Source organism: Shewanella sp. 8A (assembly GCF_023475945.1).
In the GTDB taxonomy this organism is placed as follows: Bacteria; Pseudomonadota; Gammaproteobacteria; order Enterobacterales; family Shewanellaceae; genus Shewanella; species Shewanella xiamenensis.
The window spans coordinates 1-25,600 of record NZ_JAMDJP010000001.1; the positions used below are offsets into that span (position 1 = coordinate 1).

33 protein-coding genes, 1 other RNA gene and 1 pseudogene are annotated in these 25,600 nt (G+C 46.6%); 32 read left to right on the forward strand and 3 right to left on the reverse strand.

Features of this window, described 5'->3' with window-relative positions; translation table 11 throughout:
* The first annotated feature begins 234 nt into the window (after positions 1 to 234).
* Complete coding sequence (locus tag M0413_RS00005) at positions 235 to 771, forward strand: Mpo1 family 2-hydroxy fatty acid dioxygenase (RefSeq protein ID WP_249552932.1); 537 nt, start codon at positions 235 to 237, stop codon at positions 769 to 771.
* A 69-nt stretch (positions 772 to 840) separates the two neighbouring features.
* Here the strand turns inward: M0413_RS00005 and M0413_RS00010 are convergent, their stop codons facing one another.
* Both M0413_RS00010 and M0413_RS00015 read right to left on the reverse strand, forming a co-directional pair.
* Complete coding sequence (locus M0413_RS00010; protein WP_037415623.1) at positions 841 to 2,112, reverse strand: HlyC/CorC family transporter; 1,272 nt, start codon at positions 2,110 to 2,112, stop codon at positions 841 to 843.
* A gap of 101 nt (positions 2,113 to 2,213) precedes the next feature.
* On the reverse strand, positions 2,214 to 3,002 hold the full coding sequence (locus M0413_RS00015) for a cytochrome C assembly family protein (RefSeq protein ID WP_249552728.1): 789 nt from the start codon (positions 3,000 to 3,002) through the stop codon (positions 2,214 to 2,216).
* A gap of 334 nt (positions 3,003 to 3,336) precedes the next feature.
* Between M0413_RS00015 and ffh the strand changes: the two genes are divergently transcribed.
* The 11 genes and pseudogenes from ffh to M0413_RS00070 all read left to right on the forward strand — a co-directional run.
* Positions 3,337 to 4,710: a signal recognition particle protein gene (gene ffh / locus M0413_RS00020; protein ID WP_037431253.1), complete on the forward strand. Its 1,374-nt coding sequence runs from the start codon at positions 3,337 to 3,339 to the stop codon at positions 4,708 to 4,710.
* 218 nt (positions 4,711 to 4,928) lie between these two features.
* Positions 4,929 to 5,177, forward strand: coding sequence for a 30S ribosomal protein S16 (gene rpsP, locus M0413_RS00025; RefSeq protein WP_011071566.1), 249 nt, complete (start codon positions 4,929 to 4,931; stop codon positions 5,175 to 5,177).
* Between the two features lie 20 nt (positions 5,178 to 5,197).
* Positions 5,198 to 5,728 carry a ribosome maturation factor RimM gene (gene rimM / locus M0413_RS00030; RefSeq protein ID WP_037415631.1) on the forward strand — a complete coding sequence of 177 codons (531 nt, stop codon included), beginning with the start codon at positions 5,198 to 5,200 and terminating at the stop codon, positions 5,726 to 5,728.
* 15 nt (positions 5,729 to 5,743) lie between these two features.
* Positions 5,744 to 6,490, forward strand: a complete 747-nt coding sequence (gene trmD / locus M0413_RS00035) for a tRNA (guanosine(37)-N1)-methyltransferase TrmD (RefSeq protein WP_037415633.1) — start codon at positions 5,744 to 5,746, stop codon at positions 6,488 to 6,490.
* Positions 6,491 to 6,524: 34 nt separating this feature from the next.
* On the forward strand, positions 6,525 to 6,878 hold the full coding sequence (rplS, locus tag M0413_RS00040) for a 50S ribosomal protein L19 (RefSeq protein WP_006080791.1): 354 nt from the start codon (positions 6,525 to 6,527) through the stop codon (positions 6,876 to 6,878).
* Positions 6,879 to 7,339: 461 nt separating this feature from the next.
* Positions 7,340 to 8,431: a 3-deoxy-7-phosphoheptulonate synthase gene (locus M0413_RS00045; RefSeq protein ID WP_037415636.1), complete on the forward strand. Its 1,092-nt coding sequence runs from the start codon at positions 7,340 to 7,342 to the stop codon at positions 8,429 to 8,431.
* 63 nt (positions 8,432 to 8,494) lie between these two features.
* The gene (tyrA, locus tag M0413_RS00050; RefSeq protein ID WP_249552729.1) at positions 8,495 to 9,634 is read left to right on the forward strand and encodes a bifunctional chorismate mutase/prephenate dehydrogenase; all 1,140 of its coding nucleotides are present in this window, start codon (positions 8,495 to 8,497) and stop codon (positions 9,632 to 9,634) included.
* A gap of 216 nt (positions 9,635 to 9,850) precedes the next feature.
* Entirely contained in the window at positions 9,851 to 11,515 is a 1,665-nt protein-coding gene (gene hcp / locus M0413_RS00055) for a hydroxylamine reductase (RefSeq protein ID WP_249552730.1), read from the forward strand.
* Between the two features lie 51 nt (positions 11,516 to 11,566).
* Positions 11,567 to 12,697: an FAD-binding oxidoreductase gene (locus tag M0413_RS00060; RefSeq protein ID WP_249552731.1), complete on the forward strand. Its 1,131-nt coding sequence runs from the start codon at positions 11,567 to 11,569 to the stop codon at positions 12,695 to 12,697.
* Positions 12,698 to 12,828: 131 nt separating this feature from the next.
* Positions 12,829 to 13,164, forward strand: coding sequence for a hypothetical protein (locus tag M0413_RS00065; protein WP_037425417.1), 336 nt, complete (start codon positions 12,829 to 12,831; stop codon positions 13,162 to 13,164).
* 45 nt (positions 13,165 to 13,209) lie between these two features.
* A pseudogene (locus tag M0413_RS00070) lies at positions 13,210 to 14,142 on the forward strand (cation:proton antiporter); the annotation flags it as partial.
* A 248-nt stretch (positions 14,143 to 14,390) separates the two neighbouring features.
* Here the strand turns inward: M0413_RS00070 and M0413_RS00075 are convergent.
* Positions 14,391 to 15,152, reverse strand: a complete 762-nt coding sequence (locus M0413_RS00075; RefSeq protein WP_249552732.1) for an XRE family transcriptional regulator — start codon at positions 15,150 to 15,152, stop codon at positions 14,391 to 14,393.
* A gap of 160 nt (positions 15,153 to 15,312) precedes the next feature.
* On the opposite strand from M0413_RS00075, the gene M0413_RS00080 reads away from it, so the two are divergent.
* The 20 genes from M0413_RS00080 (at position 15,313) to M0413_RS00175 (ending at position 25,600) form a co-directional block, all read left to right on the forward strand.
* Positions 15,313 to 15,615 carry a helix-turn-helix domain-containing protein gene (locus tag M0413_RS00080; protein WP_249552733.1) on the forward strand — a complete coding sequence of 101 codons (303 nt, stop codon included), beginning with the start codon at positions 15,313 to 15,315 and terminating at the stop codon, positions 15,613 to 15,615.
* Between the two features lie 120 nt (positions 15,616 to 15,735).
* Positions 15,736 to 16,221, forward strand: coding sequence for a MerR family transcriptional regulator (locus tag M0413_RS00085; protein ID WP_249552734.1), 486 nt, complete (start codon positions 15,736 to 15,738; stop codon positions 16,219 to 16,221).
* On the forward strand, positions 16,218 to 18,227 hold the full coding sequence (locus tag M0413_RS00090; protein WP_249552735.1) for a transposase domain-containing protein: 2,010 nt from the start codon (positions 16,218 to 16,220) through the stop codon (positions 18,225 to 18,227). The genes M0413_RS00085 and M0413_RS00090 overlap by 4 nt, the downstream gene beginning before the upstream one ends.
* A gap of 44 nt (positions 18,228 to 18,271) precedes the next feature.
* Entirely contained in the window at positions 18,272 to 19,252 is a 981-nt protein-coding gene (locus M0413_RS00095) for an AAA family ATPase (protein ID WP_249552736.1), read from the forward strand.
* Between the two features lie 42 nt (positions 19,253 to 19,294).
* Entirely contained in the window at positions 19,295 to 19,507 is a 213-nt protein-coding gene (locus M0413_RS00100; RefSeq protein WP_014611540.1) for a Kil protein family, read from the forward strand.
* 3 nt (positions 19,508 to 19,510) lie between these two features.
* A complete protein-coding gene (locus M0413_RS00105) occupies positions 19,511 to 19,780 on the forward strand; it encodes a hypothetical protein (protein ID WP_133182282.1) in 270 nt (89 codons plus the stop codon).
* Positions 19,781 to 19,794: 14 nt separating this feature from the next.
* Positions 19,795 to 20,319, forward strand: a complete 525-nt coding sequence (locus tag M0413_RS00110; protein ID WP_133182284.1) for a host-nuclease inhibitor Gam family protein — start codon at positions 19,795 to 19,797, stop codon at positions 20,317 to 20,319.
* 2 nt (positions 20,320 to 20,321) lie between these two features.
* The gene (locus M0413_RS00115) at positions 20,322 to 20,774 is read left to right on the forward strand and encodes a hypothetical protein (protein ID WP_249552737.1); all 453 of its coding nucleotides are present in this window, start codon (positions 20,322 to 20,324) and stop codon (positions 20,772 to 20,774) included.
* 4 nt (positions 20,775 to 20,778) lie between these two features.
* Positions 20,779 to 20,850, forward strand: an RNA gene (locus M0413_RS00120) — hammerhead ribozyme type II.
* Between the two features lie 16 nt (positions 20,851 to 20,866).
* Positions 20,867 to 21,085 (forward strand): hypothetical protein, encoded by a 219-nt coding sequence (locus M0413_RS00125; RefSeq protein WP_249552738.1) that lies wholly within the window; start codon positions 20,867 to 20,869, stop codon positions 21,083 to 21,085.
* Positions 21,085 to 21,684 (forward strand): gp16 family protein, encoded by a 600-nt coding sequence (locus tag M0413_RS00130; protein ID WP_249552739.1) that lies wholly within the window; start codon positions 21,085 to 21,087, stop codon positions 21,682 to 21,684. The genes M0413_RS00125 and M0413_RS00130 overlap by 1 nt, the downstream gene beginning before the upstream one ends.
* The gene (locus tag M0413_RS00135) at positions 21,681 to 22,211 is read left to right on the forward strand and encodes an HI_1489 N-terminal domain-containing protein (RefSeq protein ID WP_249552740.1); all 531 of its coding nucleotides are present in this window, start codon (positions 21,681 to 21,683) and stop codon (positions 22,209 to 22,211) included. Before M0413_RS00130 ends, M0413_RS00135 begins: the two co-directional genes overlap by 4 nt.
* Positions 22,201 to 22,647 carry a Mor transcription activator family protein gene (locus M0413_RS00140; RefSeq protein ID WP_249552741.1) on the forward strand — a complete coding sequence of 149 codons (447 nt, stop codon included), beginning with the start codon at positions 22,201 to 22,203 and terminating at the stop codon, positions 22,645 to 22,647. Before M0413_RS00135 ends, M0413_RS00140 begins: the two co-directional genes overlap by 11 nt.
* Before the next feature lie 70 nt (positions 22,648 to 22,717).
* Positions 22,718 to 23,164 carry a hypothetical protein gene (locus M0413_RS00145; RefSeq protein ID WP_249552742.1) on the forward strand — a complete coding sequence of 149 codons (447 nt, stop codon included), beginning with the start codon at positions 22,718 to 22,720 and terminating at the stop codon, positions 23,162 to 23,164.
* An 80-nt stretch (positions 23,165 to 23,244) separates the two neighbouring features.
* Positions 23,245 to 23,541 (forward strand): hypothetical protein, encoded by a 297-nt coding sequence (locus tag M0413_RS00150; protein WP_249552743.1) that lies wholly within the window; start codon positions 23,245 to 23,247, stop codon positions 23,539 to 23,541.
* Positions 23,531 to 24,097, forward strand: coding sequence for a lysozyme (locus M0413_RS00155; RefSeq protein ID WP_249552744.1), 567 nt, complete (start codon positions 23,531 to 23,533; stop codon positions 24,095 to 24,097). Before M0413_RS00150 ends, M0413_RS00155 begins: the two co-directional genes overlap by 11 nt.
* A complete protein-coding gene (locus M0413_RS00160) occupies positions 24,094 to 24,663 on the forward strand; it encodes a hypothetical protein (protein ID WP_249552745.1) in 570 nt (189 codons plus the stop codon). The genes M0413_RS00155 and M0413_RS00160 overlap by 4 nt, the downstream gene beginning before the upstream one ends.
* A gap of 96 nt (positions 24,664 to 24,759) precedes the next feature.
* Positions 24,760 to 24,972, forward strand: coding sequence for a TraR/DksA C4-type zinc finger protein (locus M0413_RS00165; protein WP_249552746.1), 213 nt, complete (start codon positions 24,760 to 24,762; stop codon positions 24,970 to 24,972).
* Positions 24,969 to 25,304, forward strand: coding sequence for a DUF2730 domain-containing protein (locus M0413_RS00170; protein WP_249552747.1), 336 nt, complete (start codon positions 24,969 to 24,971; stop codon positions 25,302 to 25,304). The genes M0413_RS00165 and M0413_RS00170 overlap by 4 nt, the downstream gene beginning before the upstream one ends.
* Complete coding sequence (locus M0413_RS00175; protein WP_248968015.1) at positions 25,304 to 25,600, forward strand: VpaChn25_0724 family phage protein; 297 nt, start codon at positions 25,304 to 25,306, stop codon at positions 25,598 to 25,600. Before M0413_RS00170 ends, M0413_RS00175 begins: the two co-directional genes overlap by 1 nt.

Sequence of the window (25,600 nt, forward strand, 5' to 3'; positions counted from 1 at the left end):
GCATCAAGAGAAAGTAGAGCGGCAAGAGCAGGGTCAACTTGCTCTTGAATAAAGGCCCCCTTTTAGGGGGTTAAAACAAAGCCACCTTCTTCAGAAGGTGGATTCTTTACTGCGTAAAATGCGTGGCAACATTTTTGTTACTTTTTACTGTTCAGTCTGGCATTTTTGGGCTAGGTTAGGTCAAAAGTTTTATCTATAAACTAATTTGCAGGGACACAGCAAAAGGAGCCCATGATGAAATCCGCCGTAGAGCAGTTATCAACCTATAAAAGTGTGCATTTAAATCCGCGAAATATTCGAACTCATTTTATTGGTATTCCATTAATTATATGGTCGGCTTTTCTATTATTAGCGACAATCCGTATTCCACTTGGTAGTGCTGCCGATGTGAGTTTAGGTGTGATTTTAGGGGCTGGCGTGCTGGTTTATTATTTTCGTTTGCATGCAAAGTTAGCGATTGGTCTGGCCTTGTTTATCGCCCCCGTCGTGTATTCAACAGAGTTAGTGGCCTCCTCTCCCAATGCATTTTGGTTAGCCATATCGGTATTTATCGTCGGTTGGTTTTTTCAGCTGATTGGCCATCAATACGAGAAGGCAAAGCCTGCCTTTATTGATGATTTAAACCAACTGTTAATTGGCCCGTTTTTCTTAATGGCCGAAGTGTATTTTATCCTGGGGCTAGAAAAAGATTTAGATGCCCAAATTACACCTATTGCGATTGAGAAACGCCGTGCACTCGAAGCGCGGCTGAAGACGCAAAGCGTTAAATAATCTCTTGGGGGAGAGGGAAATAGGCTGAATTCCATTTGGATTCGGCCTATTTTTTTATCTGTAGTAAAGTTAGCGGGGTGGTTGATAATGCTGTGGGATAATTCGCACTGTTTTGACCATATTGTCAGCGACTTCAATGACTTCTAGCGGGTAGCCAGCAAGGCGTAGGCTCGTGTTTTCGGAGGGGATGTCCTCCAAATACTCTAAAATCAGGCCATTGAGGGTTTTAGGACCATCGGTTGGGAAATCCCATTTCATCTCTTTGTTCAAGTCTCGGATGGTGATACTGGCATCAATCAAATAACTCCCATCCTGTTGTTGGTTAATCTCTTCACTCGCGGTTGGTAACATTGAGGTAGTGAAGTCGCCGACAATCTCTTCGAGGATATCTTCGAGTGTTACCAGTCCTTGGATGTCACCGTATTCATCCACGACGAGGCCAATACGTTCTTTGTTGTGCTGAAAATTGGCTAATTGCACATTGAGTGGTGTGCCTTCAGGAATAAAGTAGAGCTCTTTGACGGCGCGCAGCAATGAGGATTTACTGAACTGCTCTTTTGATTGCAAGCGCAGCGCATCACGCAGATGAATAAAGCCGACAGCATCGTCAATGGTATCGCGGTAAACCAACACGCGAGTATGTGGGCTTTGGATCACTTGGCGATTGATATACTTAAAGTCATCATTGACGTTAATTGCATAGATATCCGAGCGTGGCACCATGATATCTTCAACAGTGACTTTTTCTAAGTCTAGGATCGATAACAACATTTCTTGGTGGCGTTGGGGGATCAATGCGCCAGCTTCATGAACGACTGTGCGAAGTTCTTCCTTGCTTAATGCATCGCTGCTGTTGATAGACTTTATCCCCACTAAGCGCAGTATGCCCGTGGTGATGAAATTGACGCTAGTGACGACATAGGAAAAAACTTTCGATAGGGCGATAAGTAAATAGCTTGATGGAAAGGCGATACGTTCAGGATTGAGTGCGGCAATGGTTTTAGGAGTGACTTCACCAAAGACGAGCACGACCAATGTCAGTACCCCTGTTGCAATCGCGACCCCTAAATCGCCCCACAGACGCATTCCGATAATCGTGGCGATGGCTGAAGCGAGAATATTAACCAGGTTGTTACCAATCAAAATCAAGCCAATTAAGCGGTCTGGACGTTCAAGTAACTTGAGGGCACGAATGGCTCCTTTGTGACCATTTGAGGCGAGATGCCTTAATCGATAGCGATTAAGAGTCATCATGGCGGTTTCAGAACCTGAAAAATAGGCAGAGAAAAGGATAAGCACCAATAAGAAAATGAGGAGTGCGCTTGTCGATATAGCGTCCAAAAATAGGCTCCAATTAGGCCGATAGGGTTAAGTTGATACCGAGAAATAAACGGGGTGTCAAGTCAGCTTAGCGAGTAAGCACCTAAGCTGACTTGAAATTATTAACTAAGAATTAATTCTTTGACAATGCGAGCGCCAAAATAAGCTAAGGATAACAAGGTTGCCCCAGTTAAAGTGTAAATGACTGCGGTGCGAATCTTACAGCCAACCCAATACTGCTGCCACAGCATAGCGATATACACAAACCAAGCGATAATTGACAAAATCGCCTTATGGCCTTTGCCATCGGCAAACATGTCATCGAGGAAGATAAAGCCCGTGGCCAGGGATAAGCTCAGTAAAATGACCCCAATAATTACAAGATGATAGAGCTGTTTTTCTACCGTCATCAGTGGTGGAATGCTAGGGCTTAACATGAGTTGTTTCTTTTTGAGCTTGTTTTGGATCATCGCCAGTTGAATCGCGTACAGGGCGGCGATCATCAGGGCGCTGTATGCCATGAGAGAGAGGACAACGTGCGCTAAGACTTCAGGATACAGCTCAAAGTGAGTAATAAACTTAGGCGGCAATAACCAGAGCAGGGCTACAGAGAGCACGGAACAGGCATAAACCACGGGCACAACCACAATCACTTTTAGCCTAAACATCATCACGGTAAAGGTGAAGGCGATGATCCAGTTCACTAACGAGATCACATTAGTGAGGCTGAAGTTTTGTCCATCAGGGGTAAATATCGCTTGTGAGAGGGCGGCTGCGTGTAGAATCACCGCAATCGCTGCGATACCTGCAACGGCTTTACGATTAGGGCCTTCAGGATGGAAGAGCCGGCTTGTCACTAATACCAATGCGATGCAATAAAAAAAAATGGCTGAGGCAGAAAAAATGACCATGGGTAATTAACCTATTCGTGTTGTTAAAGGTGCCTTATATCCCCAAACTACTTGAAACTCGTATTTTCAGATTGTTTGAGTTTTAACTGGGCATACAGATCAATATTTTGCCTAGAATAGCATGAGCTATCGGCAAATGGGCAGTGACATAAGTTGCAAAATTTAGCAGATTCTTATTGTTAGGTGTAAATAGTCGCCGTCAAGTCGCAAAATAAGTGTGGTAGCAGATTAAATGCCTAAGTTAACGCAACCGGGGCGTAGCAGTAGCATAATACGCACGCATGGTTATAATACTGCCCATTAATCGAGATCCTTAAAGGTATAGAGCAGGACGATGTTTGAGAATCTAACCGACAGACTGTCACGCACGCTGAAAAACATCAGTGGCCGTGGTCGCTTAACTGAAGAAAACGTTAAGGAAACCCTGCGCGAAGTGCGTATGGCACTGCTGGAGGCCGATGTTGCCCTGCCTGTAGTGCGTGAGTTCGTTAACAATGTTAAAGAGCGCGCCGTTGGCCAAGAAGTGGCGAAAAGCCTAAGCCCAGGCCAAGCCTTTATTAAGATAGTTCAAAGCGAACTTGAAAAATCCATGGGCGAGGCGAATGAAGCCTTAGATTTGGCGACTCAGCCACCCGCAGTGATTATGATGGCGGGTCTGCAAGGTGCGGGTAAAACCACCAGTGTCGCCAAATTAGGTAAATTACTGCGTACTCGCCATAAGAAATCCGTATTGGTGGTCAGCGCCGACGTTTATCGTCCAGCGGCGATTAAACAGCTTGAGACCTTAGCGACCGAAGTCGATGTGGAGTTTTTCCCATCGGACGTGAGCCAAAAGCCAATCGATATCGCTAAGGCGGCCATTGCCCACGCTAAACTTAAATTTATCGATGTGGTGATCCTCGACACCGCGGGTCGTCTGCACGTCGATGAAGCGATGATGGATGAGATCAAGGCGCTGCACGCGGCGGTTAAACCGATTGAGACACTGTTCGTGGTTGATGCCATGACAGGTCAAGACGCGGCGAACACGGCCAAAGCCTTTAACGAAGCGCTGCCGCTCACCGGTGTGATTTTAACTAAGGTCGACGGTGATGCGCGCGGCGGTGCGGCATTATCGATTCGCCACATCACAGGCAAGCCAATTAAATTTTTGGGTGTGGGTGAAAAGACCGATGCCTTAGAACCTTTCCATCCTGACCGTATCGCCTCACGCATATTAGGTATGGGTGATGTGCTCTCACTTATTGAAGAAGTGGAGCGTGGCGTCGATAAAGAAAAGGCGATGAAGCTGGCTTCCAAAGTGAAGCAGGGCGGTAGTTTCGATCTCGAAGACTTCCGTGAACAGCTGCAGCAAATGAAAAACATGGGCGGCATGATGAGCATGATTGAAAAGCTGCCCGGTGTTGGTCAGTTGCCGCCGGATGCTTTAGCGCAAATCCAAGATGGTAAAATGACCCGTCAAATGGAAGCCATCATTAACTCAATGACGGCGAAAGAGCGTAAAAACCCTGATTTAATTAAGGGCTCACGTAAGCGTCGTATTGCTGCGGGTTCGGGGACTGAGATTCAAGATGTAAACCGTTTATTGAAACAGTTTACCCAAATGCAAAAAATGATGAAAAAAATGTCGGCTAAGGGCGGCATGCAAAAGATGATGCGTGGAATGCGTGGCATGATGCCTGGCGGAATGAAATTTCCTGGGCGCTAATCTCAACGATTTTCATCAAAGTTGATGTCTTATCAGTTGGTTGATTGTATTTGGAATGAGGCGGGCAATTCTATGGCAGGTTTAATAATCGCCAGATTGGGTTGCATTCGTTGAAAAGTCAGGTAAAATCTTCCGGCTTTCTATCTGGGACTCTTCGCGAACACGGGGTTCCAGTTTTTATTTTTGCTTCAAGCAAATCATTAGAGGATTGAAAACGCATGGTTACCATTCGTTTAGCTCGTGGTGGCGCTAAAAAGCGTCCATTTTACAACATCGTTGTTGCTGACAGCCGTAACGCTCGTGACGGTCGTTTCATTGAGCGTGTTGGTTTCTTCAACCCATTGGCCCGTGGCCAAGAAGAAACTTTACGTTTAGACCTAGCTCGCGTTGAGCACTGGGTTGCGAACGGCGCTGCGACAACTGATCGCGTAGCAAAATTGATTAAAGACGCTAAAGCTGCTGCTTAATAGCGTTAAGGTATAGATTGATGAGCAGTAACCAACAGCCAGTCGTACTGGGGAAATTAGGCTCCTGTCATGGCATTAAGGGTTGGCTGAAAATCACCGCCTATACCGATTCTGTTGAAGGTATCTTTGATTATTCGCCTTGGCTTATTAAAGAAAATGGCGAATGGCGTGAAGTAAAAGTCACTCAGTGGCGTTACCAAGGCAAGGCCGTTGTAGCCGAACTTGAAGGTGTCACCACGCGGGAGCGAGCACAAATGCTCACCAATTGCGAAATTGGTATCCTGCCGCAGCAGATGCAATCATTGCCAGAAGACGAGTTCTATTGGCGTGATCTTATCGGTTGTGAAGTGATTAATACTACCGGCTATAACATGGGGATTGTCGATCAAATCGTGGAAACCGGTTCGAACGATGTACTACTTGTTAAGGCCAACGCTAAAGATAGTTTCGGCAAAGTGGAACGTATGGTTCCCTTTGTCCCAGGGCAATTCATCTTAAAGGTGGATGTCCAAGGGAAACAGATTTTAGTGGATTGGGATCCTGACTTTTAAGTCGAGGTACAACATATGTGGTTAGGGGTAATTACCCTGTTCCCAGACATGTTTCGTGCCGTAACAGACTTTGGGGTTACGGGTCGTGCCGTGAAAAACGGTCTGCTTGAGTTGCACACGTGGAATCCTCGCGATTTCACCCATGATAGACACAGTACTGTGGATGACAGGCCTTACGGCGGTGGTCCTGGTATGTTGATGATGGTGCAACCCTTACGCGATGCCATTCATGCTGCGAAAGCAGCAGCAGGCGAAGAGGCAAAGGTGATTTACTTGTCACCTCAAGGACGCAAGCTGGATCAGCAAGGCGTTACTGAGTTGGCTAAATCATCCCGGTTGATTTTGGTGTGTGGTCGGTACGAAGGTATTGATGAACGCATCATTCAAACGGAAGTGGATGAAGAATGGTCGGTTGGGGATTACGTGCTTTCGGGCGGCGAATTACCCGCAATGACCTTGATAGATGCAGTATCGAGATTGGTTCCTGGCGTGCTAGGAAAACAAGCTTCGGCGGAGCAAGATTCTTTCTCCGACGGTTTACTGGACTGTCCTCATTACACGCGCCCTGAAAGTCTGGATGGACTCGATGTACCTGCAGTACTGCTAAGTGGCAACCACGAACAAATTAGACTCTGGCGTTTGCAGCAAAGCCTTGGTAGGACTTTTCTAAGACGGCCAGAATTATTTGAAAATCTAGCTCTGACTGACGAACAATCGACTCTTTTAGCGCAGTTCGTTGAAGCAATGGACAAGCATGCTTAGTCGTAGCTCAGTTAATTCTAGAACGGAGTAAGTTATGAACAACATCATTAAAATGCTCAACGATGAGCAAATGAAACAAGACGTACCTGCGTTTGGTGCTGGTGATACAGTAGTAGTTCAGGTTCGTGTTAAAGAAGGTGATAAAGAGCGTTTACAGGCTTTCGAAGGCGTTGTAATTGCTAAACGTAACCGTGGCCTGCACTCTGCATTCACAGTACGTAAAATCTCTAATGGCGAAGGTGTTGAGCGTGCATTCCAAACGCACAGCCCTCTGATCGCTAGCATTGAAGTTAAGCGTCGTGGCCGCGTTCGTCGTGCCAAACTGTACTACTTACGTGACCGTTCAGGTAAATCTGCACGTATCCGTGAAAAGCTGGCTACTAAGTAAAAGTACCCGCTACAGAAAACAAGACGTAGTGTTCGCACAGAAAACCGCCCTAGTGGCGGTTTTTTGTTGGCTGAAGTTTGCCATTTTAGTGATTTCGCGTGCGTTTAAGGCTTTCGACAGAGAGCCACTGTGCCTTCAAGCCTTTGCCTTGTTATAAGAGCCGCTCGTCATTTGAGTTGAATAACTACACATCATTCCTCGTTTCGCGAGCACATGCTTGCCAGAACGAACAAAATCTAATATCGAAACGTTAACACGCCCTAATGCGATTGGTATAAATGCCGAATTTGTTAAATTCTTCCTTGATCTTCTGCCAATTAATAGGCATATTGGTCGCCTATTGTAATGGTGTATCATTACGATATTACATGGTGGCCTCGGCTATTTAATTCTTCCCCCAGCGGTTTGAGATCCAGACTCCTGATAACCTGGGGATATGACTTCAGTTTTAGGTGGTAAGCATGCAACAGGATACGATCAATAACGTACACATCAGTTCAGAGAAAGTCCTTATTACACCGCAGGAGCTAAAAGCGACTCTGCCACTCTCTGAGCACGCGTATCGTTATATCCTCAATGCACGCAAAACCGTGGCGGATATTGTCCATAAGCGCGATCACCGCGTGCTTATTGTCACTGGACCTTGTTCTATCCATGATATCGATGCCGCCAAGGAATACGCTTTAAAGCTTAAAAAGTTACACGATGAACTCAGCGATGAGTTCTACATCTTAATGCGAGTCTACTTTGAGAAGCCACGTACCACAGTGGGTTGGAAGGGGATGATTAACGACCCCGATATGGATGAATCCTTCGATGTCGAAAAAGGCTTAAAGATGGCGCGTGAGCTGATGATTTGGCTTGCAGAGCTTGAGCTGCCCGTCGCCACCGAAGCGCTCGATCCTATCAGTCCGCAATATATTTCGGAGCTAGTGACTTGGTCGGCCATTGGTGCTCGTACGACTGAATCGCAAACCCACAGGGAAATGGCGTCGGGTTTGTCTATGCCCGTTGGCTTTAAAAATGGTACAGATGGAAAGCTCGATGTGGCAATTAATGCCCTTAAATCGGCGGCCAGCAGCCACAGATTTATGGGGATTAACCAACAGGGTCAAGTCGCTCTGTTGCAAACGGCGGGAAACCCCGATGGGCATGTGATCCTGCGCGGCGGCGTAACACCAAACTACGATGCGGCCAGTGTGGCTGAATGTGAAGCGCAGCTACATAAGGCCAAACTCAATGCGCGCCTTATTATCGATTGCAGTCATGGCAATTCCTCTAAGGATTACACCAGGCAAGTCCCTGTGTGTGAAGATGTATTTGCCCAGATCTACAACGGCAATAAGTCCATTATTGGCGTAATGCTAGAAAGTCATTTAAACGAAGGTAATCAAAGTTGTGATAAACCATTAAGCGAATTGGCCTACGGGGTTTCTGTGACAGACTCCTGTATTAATTGGGAAAAAACCGAAAGCGTTTTACGTGCGGGCGCATCGAAGTTATCTTCGGTATTGCCAACGCGTTTTGATATGCTCAAAGTGGCCAATGCTTGAGAGCAAATCTTAAGTGCCTAACGTTTAAACACCTTCCTTTTAGGTGGGTAGTGGACCGATAACATGAACGAAAAAACCACAACTGAATTAGAACACCTTCGCGGCCTTATCGACGGCGTCGACCAGCAATTGCTGCATTTACTGCGTAAACGGCTAGATTTAGTCGCGCAGGTGGGCACAGTTAAGCATGCCGCAGGCCTGCCGATTTATGCGCCGCAACGTGAAGCCGCAATGCTGGCAAAACGCCGCGAAGAAGCCAAAACCATGGGTATTGCGCCGCAACTGATTGAAGATATTCTGCGCCGCTTGATGCGTGAGTCCTATCTCAACGAGAAGGATGTTGGCTTTAAGCAAGTTAAAAATGACCTAGGTTCAGTTGTGATTGTGGGCGGGAAAGGCCAGCTTGGTGGACTGTTTCAACAGATGCTGTCGCTCTCGGGTTACCAGGTCAAAGTGCTTGATAAAGACGACTGGCAGCAAGCGGAAAACTTATTTGCTGATGCCGGATTGGTACTGGTAACTGTGCCTATCGCCATCACCTGCGACCTTATCCGTGCAAAACTAACCCAATTACCACAGGACTGTATTTTAGCTGACTTAACCTCCATCAAGACTGAACCGATGAATGCCATGTTAGCTGCCCACAAGGGACCCGTTGTTGGCTTTCATCCTATGTTTGGCCCCGATGTCGGCAGTTTAGCTAAGCAGGTTGTGGTAGTGTGTCATGGACGCGAAGCGGATAAATACCAATGGTTACTCGAGCAAATTACGATTTGGGGCGCACGAATTGTCGAAGCCGAGCCTGAACGCCACGATAATGCGATGCAGTTGGTACAGGCGATGCGCCACTTCTCAACCTTTGTGTATGGCTTAAACCTTTGCAAAGAAGAAGCAGATATCGAAACTCTGCTGCAATTTAGCTCGCCCATCTATCGCTTAGAACTCGCCATGGTAGGGCGCTTGTTTGCCCAAAGCCCAGAGCTTTATGCCGATATTATTTTTGCCCAACAGGACAGCCAGCATGCGATTGGCGATTATTTGGATAACTATCGCGAGGCATTAGAGCTATTAAAGCGGGGCGATAGGGAAGCGTTTATCAACCAGTTCCAAACGGTTGCTAAGTGGTTTGGTGATTTTGCGCCGCAGTTTCAGCGCGAAAGCCGCATGATGCTGCAATCGGTAAGTGATATGAAAACGAACTGATAATGAATGAGTTAGCTATAAAAAATGCCCATCTTTGATGGGCATTTTTTATGGGTTTTGAGTCACTTTTATTGTGTAAATTAGCAACTGCTTAAGGTGATCGCTCTCTAAGATTTGGCATTCAAGGTAAGAAAACACTGTCGCTTATTTTCGGTTTAGGTAGACTAATTTTAAACATGCATAAATAAAGCATGAATTTAAATTAGGAGTCTATCCATGTTCTGTATTCAGTGTGAGCAAACCATTCGTACACCCGCTGGCAATGGTTGTAGTTATTCCCAAGGTATGTGTGGAAAATTAGCGGCAACCTCCGATCTGCAAGACTTATTAATCTACATGTTGCAGGGTGTTTCCGTTTATGCGGTAAAAGCGCGCGAGTTAGGCATTGTAGATTCTGAAGTCGATACTTTTGTTCCTAAAGCTTTTTTCTCAACCTTAACCAACGTCAACTTCGATGATGAGCGGATTATTGCTTATGTACAGCAAGCTGCAACACACCGTGAAAATCTAAAAACAGCCTATGAAGCCGCTTGTGAAAAGAGCGGGAAAACGGCAGAGCAGATGCCGCCAGTCGCGCAGTTAGTGTTAGGCACAAGCAAGCTTGAAATGCTGTCTCAAGCACCTATCGCGTCGCTTAATAAAGACAAAAATCACATTCATGAAGATATTTTAGGACTTCGATTACTCTGTTTATACGGCCTTAAAGGTGCGGCCGCTTATATGGAGCATGCGCGTGTACTAGGTAAAACCGATACTGAGATTGCTGCGGATTTTCATCAAATCATGGCGTTTCTCGGTGAACCGAGTGTTGATGCAGATAAATTATTCTCCACTGCGATGGAAATTGGCCAATTAAACTACCGCATTATGGCTTTGCTTGACGCGGGCGAGACCGAAGCCTTTGGTCATCCTGAACCGACAGTCGTCAACACTAAACCGGTAAAAGGCAAAGCTATTCTGGTTTCTGGCCATGATATGAAAGACTTAGAGCTTATCCTTGAGCAAACAGCGGGCAAAGGCATTCATGTTTATACCCATGGCGAAATGCTGCCCGCACTTGCATACCCAGCCTTTAAAAAATACCCCCATTTAGTGGGTAACTACGGCAGTGCATGGCAGAACCAGCAAAAAGAATTTGCCAACTTCCCTGGCGCTGTGGTGATGACATCTAACTGTATTATTGACCCGAATGTTGGCCAATATAGCGACCGTATCTTTACTCGTAGCATCGTAGGCTGGCCTGGTGTGACCCATGTGACTGGCGATGATTTTTCAGTAGTGATTGAAAAGGCGCTAGCGCTCGATGGCTTCCACTACGATGAAATCCCACACAATATCACCATCGGTTTTGCCCGAAATGCCTTAATGGCTGCCGCCCCAACAGTAGTTGAAAATGTGAAAAACGGTTCTATCAAACACTTCTTCTTAGTCGGAGGTTGTGATGGTGATAAGTCGGAGCGGAGTTATTTCACCGATTTAGCGAAATCGGCGCCAAAGGATTCCGTCATCCTGACCTTAGGTTGTGGTAAGTACAAATTCAACAAGTTGGAATTTGGCGATATCAATGGTATTCCGCGTTTACTTGATATTGGCCAATGTAACGATGCCTATTCTGCTATCCAGTTGGCTATCGCGCTATCACAAATCTTTGAATGCGATATCAATGAATTACCATTGAATCTCGTGCTTTCATGGTTTGAGCAAAAAGCCATTGTGGTGCTGCTGACGCTGTTGTCACTCGGGGTGAAAAACATCCGTACTGGCCCAACGCCACCGGCATTTTTAACTGCAAACTTGGCCAAGATTTTGGAAGAAAAATTTGGCTTGCGTAATACCACTACAGTGGAAGCCGATCTTAAGACCATGCTAAACGTAGCCTAGGTCGATTGATAGCATAGAATCACTGCGGCTTGACGATAAGGCCGCAGTGTTATGGATACAAAGATTATGAATATCAATACTCTACCCGATATCACTTTATCCTCCACGCCTGCGCGTCAAGACAGTTTCAGTCAGTTAGTGTGTGTGGAACGTTGGAACGAAACCGCTGATGTGGTGAGTTTTCGCTTTCAAGCGGGTGAGCCGATGAAGTTTGATTATAAGCCGGGTCAATTTATGACCTTAGTGCTAGACATCAACGGTGAACAGGCTTGCCGCAGTTATACCTTATCTTCGACGCCGTCCCGACCTTACTCGTTAATGTTGACCATTAAGCGGGTTGAGGGAGGACTCGTATCGAATTATCTGATTGATCATCTACAGCCAGGACAAATGGTACGAGTCCTGCCGCCAACAGGGCAGTTCAATCTGTTTGATATTTCAGCCCAAAAATACCTCTTTTTGAGCGCAGGTTGCGGTATAACACCTATGTATTCGATGTCGCGCTATTTAACCGATACCCAAATGAATGCCGACATCGCTTTTGTACATAGCGCGCGAACTCAAGCCGATATTATTTTTAAAACTTCATTAGAGACCATGGCTACGCGCCATCGAGATTTTAAACTGCGTTATATTGTGGAGAATGTCACCACTGATACGGTTTGGCATACTGAGGAAACATTACACGATATCGGCCGTTTAAGTGCCAATAATCTACGAGATTTAGTGCCTGATTTTGCCGAGCGAACCGTATTTTTGTGCGGGCCAGAGCCTTATATGCAGGCCGTGAAAAAGATTCTGACTGATCTTAACTTTGATATGAGTAAGCTGTATCACGAGAGTTTTGCTACCGCAGTGAAAGAAGCGCAAAGCCGAGTCAAGCAAGCTGAAATGCAATCAGCAAATCAAGTTAATGCCAGCGCAAGCTTTATGTTATCTATTGGGGATAAAAAGCGGGCCTTAACGGCAGAGCAAACGTTACTTGAGGGGATTGAAGCTGAAGGTTTACCGATTATTGCGGCTTGCCGCTCGGGTGTATGTGGCGCGTGCAAATGCCAAGTGCTCGAAGGGGAGACTGAGTCAACTAGTAGCATGACATTGACGCCAGCTGATATCGATGCCGGATATGTGTTAGCCTGTTCAACTAAGCTTAAGTCGGATGTAACGCTGTCGTTGGGCTAATATTGAGTTGTTTGAGCCATCCTTAACGGAAATATTTTGGTAGCGTAGTTGCGATTATATCGCTGAGAACGTAAGGTTAAAGACAAGGGCGGAGTTCACGCCCAGTCCCATCGTCCGGCTGGAGTCTCTCAATGACAACGACAACCACTTATGCCGCAAAAATTGAAGATCGCAGCTTAGGCCATTTACTTTACGCCTTAATGTCCGGCTTTCCGTTGTTACTGCTTCCTGTGCTGCTGAGCTTGTTTATTAACTTGTCTCAGCGACACTCTCAAGGCAATGCGGTACTAGCTTCGCACCTGCGTTGGCAACGCCATTCTAATATGATTTTTTTAGGACTCTTAATATTAGGTTATTGCTTGCCGATTACTTGGCTTAGTCTTTCGATTTATCTCTTTGGTATTATTTGGTTTTGTCATCGGATAATTAAAGGCTGGTTAAGTCTATTGGATGGTTTAGAAGTCTAAAACTTGTGCTAGAGTCTCTTCATCTTAGGGTGATTAGAGACTCTTATGACTAGTTATCAAATTCTGTGTATTCTCTGTGCGTTAGCCTTAGTCACCTCAGTGGCATCTTCACGTTTACATAAGCTGCAAGAAACCGTCGCCATTACCGCATTAGCATTGGGCATGAGTCTGTTGCTATTGTTGGCGGGTAAAGCACTTGGCGGTAATGTTTATGGTTACTTTGTGGCAGGGCTGGAGAAACTCGACTTTCAAGCCTTATTGCTCAATGGCATGTTAGGTTTCCTGTTGTTTGCTGGGGCATTACAGATCCGCTTAAAAATCTTAAGGCATCAGAAATGGGAAATCCTCATCCTTGCCTTCGTCAGTACCTTGCTCTCGACTTTTATCGTCGGTGGTTTGCTTTACTACATAGCTCCCATGTTGGGATTGCCCTTGGCCTTAAGCCATTGTTTGCTCTTTGGCGCCTTGATTTCACCCACAGATCCGATTGCCGTTTTAGCCATTTTGAAGAAGATGGGCGCGCCCGAAGATATTGCGATTCAGGTGGAAGGGGAGTCGCTCTTTAACGATGGCATTGGGCTGGTGATTTTTGTGGCCATCTCCCATCTAGCCTTTTCAACTGAGCCGCTGACCTTCACGCAAATCTCGTTATTGTTTGTTCAAGAGGCGCTCGGGGGCGTCGTTTATGGCGCAGTGCTGGGCGTATTGTTGCACCATTTCTTTCGCTACTGTGAGGAAGAAACTCAATTAATGCTGGTGACTTTACTGATCCCGACGGCGGGTTATGTTATCGCCGAAGTATTAGGAGTGTCGGGGCCACTGGCGATGGTGAGTGCGGGGATCATTATCGGTAACTACAGCGTGCCTAAGTATTTTGTGCGCCATGAGCGGGTGAAACTCTACACTTTTTGGTCACTGATAGAGTCCTTCTTTAATGCGTTGCTGTTCCTTCTGCTGGGATTATTACTCCTGCTCGTTGTATAGACTCTTAAATAATGATCAGAAACCAATTAAATCGAGATTAGATAAAATTTGGCCTGAATAAATGAGATCGATAGAGGAATGGCGCGGGTTTGCTGGTGGATTTGTCCTGGCTACCGCGCCTTTTTTGTTCCTAGTGTGTGCGATCTCAATTTTGATCAATGGCGATCCAATTTAGGTTAATGCCGCTAAAAAAGTGATCACTGTGATTTAAACCCATGCGACGTTTAAAAGAGGTTTAAATCTTAATCCCCAATATCCTTCGATATGTGAACGACCTGACCAACTACATGGAAGTTGTGTTGCTCCGTCTTAGGCACTTCGATTGGCGGGTATAAAGGGTTATCACTCAATAAAAGCCAAGCGTTTGGTTTAACCTGGACACGTTTTACCCATAGCTGGTTATCACTGCGTATCACATAGATATTGCCATCGGTCAGTTCGGTGCGCTGCGTGTTGATGAGCAAAGTGTTGTTATTGCTTATGATAGGTTCCATGCTATCGCCTTTGGCCCATACTATAACTAAGTCCTTTTCGGCAAAACCACGCCATTTAAGCCAACGCTTTCTAAAAGCTAGATGACGACTAGGCTCAATGTCATCCGAACCTTCACTTCCCCAACCAGCGGATACTTGAACGCTATAGCCTGGTATCAAGGCAAACTCAGATAGAAAGTCATTGTTAGCTTTATAAGCCCCACACATCCCCTCTATAACTTGATGCTGATTGCCAGACTCAACAATTCCATTTGGATACTTTGGCCCTTTACCTGTAGCAAGCCATTCAACGGTTACTCCAGCAGCCTCCGCTATCGCCACAAGTCTTTCAACGTTTGGCGTTGAATCGTTCTCGACATATTTCTTTATTACTGGTGGTGACAAATTCGCTCTCAATGCAAATGAACGAATACTTTCATCGCCAATAACAAGACTCAATCTATCGCAGAAACGTTCATGTTCACCAAAAGAACTTGAATGCGATCGTTCATGTTTATTTTCTTCGTTCATGTTTTCTATAAACCATTGATTTAAAAACAAGCGTGTTTAATTGGTGGATAAAACTCACAAAAATGAACATGAATGTTTAAATTTAACTTGAAAACAAACGTGTTCGTGAATATATTTGTGTTATCTTTTTAGTAAATCTCACAAACAAAAGGGCAAAAAAATGGATAAGCAAAAACCTATCCCAAACCCAGAAAATGATTGGCATCACGCAGACATTATTGCCGCCCTCAAAAAACAAGGTACCAACTTAACCCAAGTAGCAAAGGCTGCTGGGTACAGTAATGCGGGTACGTTGTGGAATGCCTTAGCAAGAAAGTGGCCTAAGGGCGAACGTATTATCGCCACTGCAATTGGTGTCGAACCAAATGTAATTTGGCCAAGCCGCTATTTACATCCTAACAAAAGCACCAAAACCAATGTTAGCACAAATGATTGTGTAAACGCACAAAAGGAAGTCGCATGAGTTCATTTGTGTTCACGTCACTTTCATATATGCACTGGATCAATGGTAGTCAGGCGATCGCAACTTTCATATCTGCAAGATCTGGCTTTGTTTGGAACACCTCTTTAAAGGCATAACCCAATGAGTAGACGCAACTGGAAAAAGGTACGAGCCAATAGCCTGCGCCATGCAATGGAGCTGTGCTTAGAGTTTGCTCGCGAAAAACAAAACCTTTCAGTAGACCGCGTTGCCGATCTGATGGGGTTACCTAGTAAATGGACACTCTATAAGTGGCTTGAGAATGGTCGCATTCCTGCCGTATTGATCCGCCCATTTGAGCATGCCTGTGGTGCGGATTATATGACCTTGTATATCGCTGCCTCTAGCAACCGCCTTGTTGTTGATATTCCCAGCGGCCGCAAGGCAACTAATGCCGAAGTCAACGAACTACAAGGCTCATTTAGTGATGCTATGGGCTTACTAATCCGTTTTTACCAAGGGCAAAGCGCAGCAGAAGATACCATCACCGCACTCAATCATGTCATGGGAGGCATCGCTTGGCATAGCGAAAACGTCAGCAAAAGCCAAACACCAGAACTGGCTATGTTTGATGGAGAAGATGAATGAGCACATTACAAAAACAATGGTTTAGTGCTGCCGAATTAATCGGTTTGCCAGACATGCCAGGCACCACACAAAACATTAATGCCAAAGCTAAACGCGAATCTTGGACATGCCGCAAGCGTGAAGGCCGTGGTGGTGGTTTTGAATATCACCTCAATAGTTTACCTCCCGCCGCTAAAGCCAAGTTGCTTGCACAGCAAGGCAAGATAGAGCTTAACGGTACCGTATTAAATGCCCCCAAACCTAAAGCCGCGCGTGAGCGTTACGATGCCGCTAGCCTGTGGCAATTGTGGGAACGTGCGGGTGAACATGCGCAATCTGTCGCTAAAAGCAAACTGGCCTATGTCAGTGCCTTTTATGCGCTAGTGGAAACAGGTACCAACAAAATGGCGGCTTATGAGCATATCGCCGCTGAGTTTGGTGTCGCAGTACCCACACTTCGCCGCGACTGCAAAAAGGTAGAAGGCTTTGATAAAGCTGATTGGGCACCGCAGCTGCTGACCAAAAACAAAATATCAGCCATGAATAATGCCTTAAACCGTTTAGCGCCTGTCAGTGATGAGGCGTGGGCTTGGTTTAAAACTGATTACCTACGGGAAGAACAGCCTAACTTTGCCACTAGCTATTACCGCTTAATTGAAATGGCAGCAAAGCGCGAATGGCAAGTGCCATCGGCAGATAGCCTTAAACGCCGTTTAGATAAAGAGGTGCCGCACGAACATCAAGTGTTACTGCGTAAAGGTCAGCATGCGTTAATGACGCTCTATCCCGCACAGCAACGTACCGTGCTGGATATTGAGGCAATGGAGTGGATCAACGGTGACGGCTATCAACACAATGACTTTGTTGCATGGCCTAGCGGCGAAATTATCCGTCCTAAAACATGGTTTTGGGCTGATATTCGCACCCGTAAGATCCTTGGTTGGCGCACTGGTGTATCCGAAAACACCGATACCATACGCCTATCCTTAATGGATGTGATCGAAAAATATGGTATCCCCAAACATATCACTATCGATAACACCCGTGCCGCCGCCAACAAGTGGATTACAGGCGGTGTGCCAAACCGTTATCGCTTTAAAGTTAAGCCCGATGATCCGATGGGATTGATCCCCATGCTTGGTATTCAATTGCATTGGTCAAGTGTGATTTTTGGTAAAGGTCATGGCCAAGCCAAACCGATAGAACGCGCCTTTGGTATCGGCGGTTTAGGTGAGTTTGTTGATAAGCATATTGCTTTTGCTGGTGCCTATACGGGACCAAATACCAGCGCTAAACCCGATAACTACGGCAGTAAAGTGATCTCTTATGAGGAGTTTATCCAACGCTTAGCAGAAGGTGTTCAGACTTATAACCAACGGCCAAACCGTGAAACCGAAGTATGTCGCGGCATTATGTCGTTTGATGAAGCCTTTGCTGCTAGCTATCAAAATGCCACGGTTCGCAAAGCCACTAGCGAACAAAAACGCATGTTGTTACTCAGCGCCGAAGCGGTACGCGTCAGCAGTCAAGCCACCATAGTGTTAAACGCAGGTGGTGCCGTTGCCAGTCGCAAAAACCGTTATCACCATGAAGCCTTATACAACTATATCGGCCAAAAGATCGTCGCCCGTTTTGACCCCGATAACCTGCATAAAAATGTGGTGTGTTACACGCTGTCAGGCTTACTGATCTGTGAGGCGACTTGTATTGAAGCCGTTGGTTTCGGTGATACCGATGCCGCCCGTGAACATACTCGCCAACGTACACAATTTGTTAAAGCCAACAAACTCGCCGCCAAAGCGCATAAACGCATGAGCAACCTTGAAGCCGCCGAGCTAATGCGCGGGGTTGAATCTGAGCCGCCATTAACACCAGCAGCCACCGAAATGGTGCATATCCGCCACGGCAATACCGTGCGCACTGTCGCCGCCCAGTCTTTAGCCAAAACAGAAAGTGAAAACTTTGAAGAAGCCTTTGCATTAGGCGTATCGGCACTGTTTGCCGAGAAAAATAAAAACCGACTTTAACACCCGTTTAAACCCAAGTTAATTACGACCAAAAGGAAAAAATGATGAACAAGGTTGTCAGTATTTCTCAATCAGAAATCCAACGCTCACAACAGCAGCTAGACCAACAGCAGCAAGTTATCGCCACAGTAAAAGCGATGATCGATAGCAAAAAAGTGACCCAATCTAAACTGGCTAAAGAGATCGACGTTAGCACTAGCGTGATCAGTCAATATCTCAACGGTAAATATGATGGTATTGGTGGTGATGCAGCAGGAGTAACCGAAAAGCTCAACGCCTGGTTAGCTCTGCAAAACCACCGTTCCACAAACCCTGTCGCACCTAAGTTTGTGCAAACCCAAACAGCCAATCAAATCCATACTGCCTTGGCCTATGCCCATGCTGCCGAGTGTATCAGCGTGGTATTTGGAGCCTCGGGCGTGGGTAAAACCACCGCCGCGAAACACTACGCCAACGATAACCCTAATGTGTGGATGATCACCGCTTCACCAAGCGCATCCAGCCTCAGCGAATGCTTGTATGAACTGGCATTGGAACTGGGTATGGACGATGCACCACGCCGCAAAGGCCCTCTGGCTCGCTCGATTAAGCGCCGCTTAACGGGCACAGGTGGACTGGTGATCATCGATGAGGCGGATCATTTGGATTACGCCACACTCGAAGAACTGCGCATTTTGCAGGAGCAAACCCAAGTCGGCATGGTGCTGGTTGGTAATAACCGCGTTTATGCCCAACTGACTGGCGGCCGCCGCAATGAAGATTTTGCCCGCTTGTTTAGCCGTATCGCCAAAAAGGTCGGCATTCACAAAGCCAAGAAAAACGATGTAACCGCCATCGCCACCGCTTGGGGCATTCACGGCGATAGCGAACGCGCATTGATGACGCAAATATCCGAACGCCCAGGTGCGCTGCGCCTACTTAACCAAACCCTACGCCTAGCCGCCATGATGGCCAGCGGCAGCAATAGCGCCATTAGCGTTAACCATTTACGTGCCGCCTTTAAAGACCTTGAAGGCGTGGAATAACCCCATTACCTAACCCGTTTAAGCATAAGCAAGGAGCAAAATATGAGACACCAAAACCCTAAATTCGATGTAATTAGTGCGCTGCGTTTACGCGGTATGAAGGTGGTTCACTCAGGCGTGAAAGTCGTGCAAATCGACAAGCCTACCGCCGATTTTCGCCGCATGGCTGTGGATATTATCGAAAACATAAAAGGCATTCGTCGCCGTTGTATGGCGGTGCAATTTCACGGCGTCACCGTGCGCTGGGAGGAGTAATCCATGGCCAAGCTAATTATTGAAATTAACGATGGTGAAGTGGGAAACACTACAGGCATTCAAGTGGAAATGAAGTTAGAAGTTTCTAAAAAAGGCCAGCGGACATTGTCGGATGCCGTTGTTGCGAGCCTTGCCAAGAGCATGGAGTACATCCTGCCTGAAATAACAAAAGATATGGTCGAGCTAACTGGCCGCAAGGTGATGAATACGGAATTAAAGAAAGACCAAACTCTTTCAGAAATGCTGGCAGCAGCACAAAGAAAAGCACATTAATTAAGGAGTTAAACATGGCTACAAAACCTAAAAGAATCAAAGCAGCTGCGGCGCTATATGTACCACAGAGCAAACAAGATGTGACTTGTGATATCCGCAAAATTGGCGACTTACAACGCGAAGCACTGCGCTTAGAAACGCAAATGAATGACCAAATTGCAGCGGTTGCAGAAGCGTATTCCCCGCAACTAGAAGCAATAAAGAAAGATCTCGGGGTATTAACTGCGGGAGTCCAAAGCTGGTGTGAATCGAATCGTGATGAACTTACTAAGGGCGGAAAAACCAAGACCGCCAATCTCATCACGGGCGAAGTGTCATGGCGTATGAGACCTCCATCGGTATCTATTCGCGGTATCGATACTGTGTTGGAAAACCTCAAGTCGCTCAAGCTTGACCGTTTTATTCGCACTAAGGAAGAAATCAATAAGGACGCCATTTTAGCCGAGCCGAAAGCAGCCGCAGGCGTGGCGGGGATCACCATTAAGACAGGGATTGAAGATTTTGCGATTGTCCCATTTGAACAGGACGCGGGGGTGTAATTATGGCGATCACAAAAGAGCAATGGCAACAGCTTGAAACGGCAATGGCGGGATTAATGGTAAATATTAGTTTCAGTTATCAAGGACATGAATTAACTATCAGGCGTTGTCGCGCCGGTGAATCTAAAACCGTTTTAGCGGTTTATGTAGATGGTGTTTTTGATAATAAGTGGGTTACACAAATTAAGAACTTGCCATCGGACGCGCCCCAAATTTTACCCGAGGTTTGGTGCCATAAAACTACATCGCGATACAAACAAAAAGATATTGCAGAAATAGAGAAGATCTACGGTAAGCGTCGTGCGAAAAAAGAATACCCCGATCTACATGGCAAATTGGTTTGGCTTTCACCTTGCTTCTCCAAAGCCTCGGTTTTATGCCGCCAGTTAAAAAAATTAAATGGTTTGGAAATCACTAAAGCTGACTGTTTAACGATTGAATCTGTACTGAGTTAACCGTAAGCGAAACCCGCCTCAGTGATGGGGCGCGGTCTACCTAACGTAGTGGTTAGGTACTGATGAGCAGCTAACAAAAAGAGTAAAGATAAATGACCCCCTACGCTAAACGCTTACTCAAATATGCCATTGCAAACTGCCCATTACGGCCAGTTCGTAAAGGTAAAACCAAAGCAGAGTTGAAGGCTGAAAGAGAACAGTGGGCGATCAATTTTCTTAATGGGGCATTAGGTCTTTGTTGGCCGCAGCGTAAAGGCCAGCCCAAAGCCGTTCGCGTGATCGTAACGACAACCGATGAGGATGACGAATAATGCTAGACACTAATCAACAAGCCCCAGTGCCAGTCGCTCAGCATAAGAAGCGTCTGATCACGCTAATCAATGTGGCTAAGGGATCATTGCGGCTCGATGAGACTATCTACCGTGCCATGTTAAAACACGCTACGGGTAAGGACTCCTTACGGGCCATGAACTTACCTGAGCTTGAACAGGCACTAGAAGTATTTAAGCAAAAGGGCTTTAAACCTACTTTAAACACCCATAAAAAACGCCGTTTAAGCCCTGCTGCGGGTAAAAGCAAATTGGCAAGCATAGATAAAATCCGCGCCATTTGGATCACCATGGGCCATCACTTAGTGATCCAGGATAACAGCGAGTCGGCGCTCGATGCCTATGTGCGCCGCATGACGTTACGCAGTAAAAACGAGGGCGTGGATGCCACCCCTTGGATGACAGAACCACAAGCCTACAAGGTGCTTGAAAGCCTTAAAAACTGGCATAAGCGGGTATTAATCGAGCGCATTATTGCCCGTGGCGAGCGTTTAAAAATGAATGAAAATGGCACTCGCCCTGCAAGTTATGAAGTGATTGTTGCCCAGTATGAGGGCTGTACTCGTGGAGTGAATCAATGAAACTTTGCCGTTGCCCTGTGTGCCACACCAGTATTCATCTTGATGCCATGGTTAACGACGAAGCCGCGCGCGAGCTGCTGGGGATTCTTGCCCCTCTCGATGGCGCAACAGGGCGAATCTTAATGAACTATATCGCCCTGTTTCGTCCAGCTAAAAGCGATCTGAGCTTTAACCGTGCGCTCACTTTAGTGAATGAAACACTGGCTCTTACCTCCAACCGCGACTGGCTGCGGGCTGCATTGGAAGAAACTGTGATCAAATTACGTGCGGCACGGATTGATGGTAATCCGAGACCGATCACTAACCATAACTATCTAAAAAAAGTGCTCGAAAGCATTAGCCTACACGCAATAGCCCCCGTTGCTGTGCCTGCCGCCAATGCTAAACCAAGTCTAGAGATAACCAGCTATGGCCGCCCAGAAAGCCTTGCTGAAACTAAAGCGAAATTTGACGAGCAAATGGCAAGATTTAAAGCAAATGCTAAAAAGTCCAAGCCCATGGATCGTGGAGGTAACGATGAAACCTAACTTCGATAACCAACAGGATAACCAGCTCGATTTGCTCGCGACCAATGCCGCCGAACTGGAACAAGCATTGGCTGCCTTAAGTGAACTTAAAGACGATGAACGTAGCGATTTTATTCACCGCTGGCCCTCTACGCTGCAAAGCCTGAGCGCATTAATGCAAGTGACATTAAAAAAGCATGGGATAAGTAATGCTGATCGTATCAGTGAGGATTTAGCCACAGGCTTAAGCCTCTACTTTGGCGGCCGTGATATGTATATCCCCAATGGCGAAAGCCTTAAAAAAGCGCTTCGGGATATCAAGATTTGGAACGAATTTAAGGGTAATAATTTGGAGCAATTAAGCCGAGACTACGGCTTAACTGAGCGGCGGATCAGTGAGATTGTGGCCGAACAGCGTGCAGCCTTTGTGGCTAGAAAGCAAAGACGGCTGTTTTAGCCAAAGTTATATAGAAAGTTTTAACAAGATTGTTTATGTTATCGGTGCAAAATTAAGGAGTAACAAGCTTATGGATTTCATGACAACCTGCCCCAAATGCCAAAAAGAATATTTGTTTGTTGTCAGTAAAGGGGCATCGAATAAATGTCCCAAATGCGCTAAACGTAATGCAATTACAGGTGTTTTAAGCATAGTGTTAGTAATTGTTATCATAGGCATATTTTACTCTTCTGATAACTCTGAACTAAAAAATGATGCTAGCGCCTCACATCAACAAACTGTAAACCGTCAGTTTAGCAGCTGGGATGGTTCACACAGTGGCCTTGTTAAAGTGGTCAAAGCAAATTTAAAAGACCCTAGCAGTTTTGAACACATCAAAACTCAGTACGTTGACAAATATAATTACCTCGTTGTAACGATGCAGTATCGAGGTAAAAATTCGTTTGGGGCGGTCGTCACAGAAGAGGTCGTTGCGAAAACGGATATGAATGGAAATGTGTTAGAAATTATCAAGTAAGTTTATCCCGAAACCTTTCAAATCCGCTCCAAACCATTAAACCGAGACAATGAACCCATGTTCACTGTCTCGGTTTTTTTATGGCCTTTGTTACCCACAATAACTATCGCAGCGGCGTTAACAGCATGCCGATTGCTAATGCTCGCCCTAAGCGCATTCAAAACCGAGTTTATCGGCAGTGTGCCAAGGACGGCTTTAATGCCCGCATCAAAGCCGAGTTAGCTGGCGATGTACCTGCAACCGTTCCACTTTATAGCCACAGCGCCACCCGCCAGAGTTATTACTCCCAGGGCTGGCATGGCGTCACCTATCTACACATTTTAAAAGCCCGCGAACAACGCAAGGCACAAGCTATAGAGGTGCCGAATGAACAGTAAACTCAAGGCATTTTTAATGGCCGCAGGCTTAAGCTCGGCTGCAATTACTGGCGCACAGCTTACCGATAAATGGGAGGGCAATAGCCTAACGGTTTATGTCGATGCGGTAGGCGTACTCACCGCTTGCCGTGGCCACACAAGTAAAGACTTGAAGCTTGGGCAAACCTTTACCGAGCAGCAGTGCATGGAGATTTTCGCCAAGGATATCGCCCGTGCCGATAAGCAGCTGCTGCAACTCACGGCCCCTGCAAGGCTCACTGACGGCGAGCACGCGGCTTACCTGTCGTTTATGCATTGGGCGGGCTATGGCAACTTTGCCAGCTCAACTCTGCGTAAAAAGTTACTTGCAGGGGATCGTGTAGGTGCCTGCATGGAGCTAACCCAAGCCTGTTCTACCAACCCACAAACGGGTGAGCGAGTCTGCAATGGTTGGACGTATGGCACCCGCCTAGGTGTCAAAGTACGCCTTCATGGGCTGATTAAACGCCGAGCCGAAGAGCAAGCCATTTGCTTAAGCGAGCTGGGCCTGGCGCAATCAACAGGGAGTGCTCAATGAATCCCTCACAAATCATAAGCACTGTGCAGTGGCTATTTCTGTCGCTGGCCATTGTCACTATTGGGCTGATGTACCAGCAACAACAGAGCACTAAAAGCCTGCTCACTCAAGCATTAGCTGACAAAGCCGCCCTGAAACAAAGCGCCGACACCTTAGCTGTATGGCTTCAAGACGCCAACCTCGAACGCTCAGCGATCAAAGCCGAAGGCGAAACCCTCGCCTTGCAGGTGCAAACAATCGAGCAACAAAGGGCCGCGTTAGCTACCCGCAATCAAGACCTTAACCACCAACTGACCCAGCTACTTGAGGACGCCCAGGATGAACAAACGCAAGCATGGCTTATTGCTGCTGTGCCTAACGATGTTGTGCGCGTGTACGACAGCGCCGCCCGCTGTGCGTTACGTGCCAACTTACAAGACCCTGTATGTGTTGCCGCCCAAGGCTCTGATGCGCGAGTGCAACGTCACTCAGGTTCCGCCACAGGTCTTGCTGTGCCTGCAAACCCAGAAGGAACAATGCCTATCCAACCCACAGTCAGTGAGGCTAATGATCTCGTTACTCACTGACTTAGGACAATGCAACCTTTACTGGCAAGCCCTGCACGATTGGCGTCAACGGCACCAAACAGACCAAACCAAATAAGCCAAATATTAGGAATAGGCATGGATGAAAACGATTGGGCGAGCACGATGGAAACCCGCGAGCGTGATGCTTGCATTGATGCCGCTCGCCACAAACAACAGCCTCAAGGAAATGGTATTTGCATTGATTGCCTTGAGGCGGTGGAGCCAGAACGACGCACAGCCCAGCGCTGTATTAGTTGCCAACAGGATGAAGATAAGCGCCAAAAGCAGCGCTATGGGACGCGTTTATGATCGAATCGTTATTTGAGTTTTTCGGCAAATACTGGGGCTTTATTGGCAGCGTGATTAGCGTGTTCTGCGCCCTGTTAATGGCGTGGTTTAGCACTCGCTTTACCCCACGCATCGAGCACGAAAAGGTGGTCCAAAAGGTGGCTGAAATTGACAAGCGTTTAAGCGAAACCGAATTGCAGTTGAAGTACATGCCGACCAGCGATGAACTGCATGCCCTGGATAAAACCCTAGCAGGCTTAGTTGAACGGCTTGGATCAATGCAACAGGGACTTAACCGACTCGAAACCAAGACCGACATGCTTCTCGAAAACGAACTGAAAGGAGGCCATTAATGGCGATGCAGCAAATTATCAATGAGCACCAACGCCTAGTGGTGCTTCGATTACTGACCGAAGCGGGAGCCTTCGCACTCAATGAGTCCATCTTACAAGATGGCTTGATTGCCTATGGCCTCGATATTAGTCGCGACTCGTTAAAGGTGCAGCTCGCTTGGCTGGCCGAGCAAGGGCTGATTAAAACTGAGTTAGTGGGCAAAGTGACCACAGCCACCCTAACAGGTCGTGGCCAAGATGTAGCCACAGGCCGCGCAACAGTGCCAGGCGTTAAGCGTCCACGAGCGGGAGAATAG

Excerpts from the sequence above, each read along its gene's own strand:
- M0413_RS00165 (WP_249552746.1), top strand. The coding sequence starts at position 24,760 with ATGGATGAAAACGATTGGGCGAGCACGATGGAAACCCGCGAGCGTGAT.
- hcp (WP_249552730.1), top strand. The coding sequence starts at position 9,851 with ATGTTCTGTATTCAGTGTGAGCAAACCATTCGTACACCCGCTGGCAAT.
- M0413_RS00145 (WP_249552742.1), top strand. The coding sequence starts at position 22,718 with ATGGATTTCATGACAACCTGCCCCAAATGCCAAAAAGAATATTTGTTT.
- rpsP (WP_011071566.1), top strand. The coding sequence starts at position 4,929 with ATGGTTACCATTCGTTTAGCTCGTGGTGGCGCTAAAAAGCGTCCATTT.
- M0413_RS00140 (WP_249552741.1), top strand. The coding sequence starts at position 22,201 with ATGAAACCTAACTTCGATAACCAACAGGATAACCAGCTCGATTTGCTC.
- M0413_RS00045 (WP_037415636.1), top strand. The coding sequence starts at position 7,340 with ATGCAACAGGATACGATCAATAACGTACACATCAGTTCAGAGAAAGTC.
- M0413_RS00105 (WP_133182282.1), top strand. The coding sequence starts at position 19,511 with ATGGCCAAGCTAATTATTGAAATTAACGATGGTGAAGTGGGAAACACT.
- M0413_RS00135 (WP_249552740.1), top strand. The coding sequence starts at position 21,681 with ATGAAACTTTGCCGTTGCCCTGTGTGCCACACCAGTATTCATCTTGAT.
- M0413_RS00125 (WP_249552738.1), top strand. The coding sequence starts at position 20,867 with ATGACCCCCTACGCTAAACGCTTACTCAAATATGCCATTGCAAACTGC.
- M0413_RS00005 (WP_249552932.1), top strand. The coding sequence starts at position 235 with ATGAAATCCGCCGTAGAGCAGTTATCAACCTATAAAAGTGTGCATTTA.
- M0413_RS00095 (WP_249552736.1), top strand. The coding sequence starts at position 18,272 with ATGAACAAGGTTGTCAGTATTTCTCAATCAGAAATCCAACGCTCACAA.
- M0413_RS00110 (WP_133182284.1), top strand. The coding sequence starts at position 19,795 with ATGGCTACAAAACCTAAAAGAATCAAAGCAGCTGCGGCGCTATATGTA.
- M0413_RS00160 (WP_249552745.1), top strand. The coding sequence starts at position 24,094 with ATGAATCCCTCACAAATCATAAGCACTGTGCAGTGGCTATTTCTGTCG.
- M0413_RS00090 (WP_249552735.1), top strand. The coding sequence starts at position 16,218 with ATGAGCACATTACAAAAACAATGGTTTAGTGCTGCCGAATTAATCGGT.
- rimM (WP_037415631.1), top strand. The coding sequence starts at position 5,198 with ATGAGCAGTAACCAACAGCCAGTCGTACTGGGGAAATTAGGCTCCTGT.
- M0413_RS00015 (WP_249552728.1), bottom strand. The coding sequence starts at position 3,002 with ATGGTCATTTTTTCTGCCTCAGCCATTTTTTTTTATTGCATCGCATTG.
- M0413_RS00065 (WP_037425417.1), top strand. The coding sequence starts at position 12,829 with ATGACAACGACAACCACTTATGCCGCAAAAATTGAAGATCGCAGCTTA.
- rplS (WP_006080791.1), top strand. The coding sequence starts at position 6,525 with ATGAACAACATCATTAAAATGCTCAACGATGAGCAAATGAAACAAGAC.
- M0413_RS00060 (WP_249552731.1), top strand. The coding sequence starts at position 11,567 with ATGGATACAAAGATTATGAATATCAATACTCTACCCGATATCACTTTA.
- M0413_RS00130 (WP_249552739.1), top strand. The coding sequence starts at position 21,085 with ATGCTAGACACTAATCAACAAGCCCCAGTGCCAGTCGCTCAGCATAAG.
- M0413_RS00085 (WP_249552734.1), top strand. The coding sequence starts at position 15,736 with ATGAGTAGACGCAACTGGAAAAAGGTACGAGCCAATAGCCTGCGCCAT.
- M0413_RS00075 (WP_249552732.1), bottom strand. The coding sequence starts at position 15,152 with ATGAACGAAGAAAATAAACATGAACGATCGCATTCAAGTTCTTTTGGT.
- M0413_RS00100 (WP_014611540.1), top strand. The coding sequence starts at position 19,295 with ATGAGACACCAAAACCCTAAATTCGATGTAATTAGTGCGCTGCGTTTA.
- ffh (WP_037431253.1), top strand. The coding sequence starts at position 3,337 with ATGTTTGAGAATCTAACCGACAGACTGTCACGCACGCTGAAAAACATC.
- M0413_RS00155 (WP_249552744.1), top strand. The coding sequence starts at position 23,531 with ATGAACAGTAAACTCAAGGCATTTTTAATGGCCGCAGGCTTAAGCTCG.
- M0413_RS00115 (WP_249552737.1), top strand. The coding sequence starts at position 20,322 with ATGGCGATCACAAAAGAGCAATGGCAACAGCTTGAAACGGCAATGGCG.
- M0413_RS00150 (WP_249552743.1), top strand. The coding sequence starts at position 23,245 with ATGGCCTTTGTTACCCACAATAACTATCGCAGCGGCGTTAACAGCATG.
- M0413_RS00080 (WP_249552733.1), top strand. The coding sequence starts at position 15,313 with ATGGATAAGCAAAAACCTATCCCAAACCCAGAAAATGATTGGCATCAC.
- M0413_RS00170 (WP_249552747.1), top strand. The coding sequence starts at position 24,969 with ATGATCGAATCGTTATTTGAGTTTTTCGGCAAATACTGGGGCTTTATT.
- tyrA (WP_249552729.1), top strand. The coding sequence starts at position 8,495 with ATGAACGAAAAAACCACAACTGAATTAGAACACCTTCGCGGCCTTATC.
- trmD (WP_037415633.1), top strand. The coding sequence starts at position 5,744 with ATGTGGTTAGGGGTAATTACCCTGTTCCCAGACATGTTTCGTGCCGTA.
- M0413_RS00175 (WP_248968015.1), top strand. The coding sequence starts at position 25,304 with ATGGCGATGCAGCAAATTATCAATGAGCACCAACGCCTAGTGGTGCTT.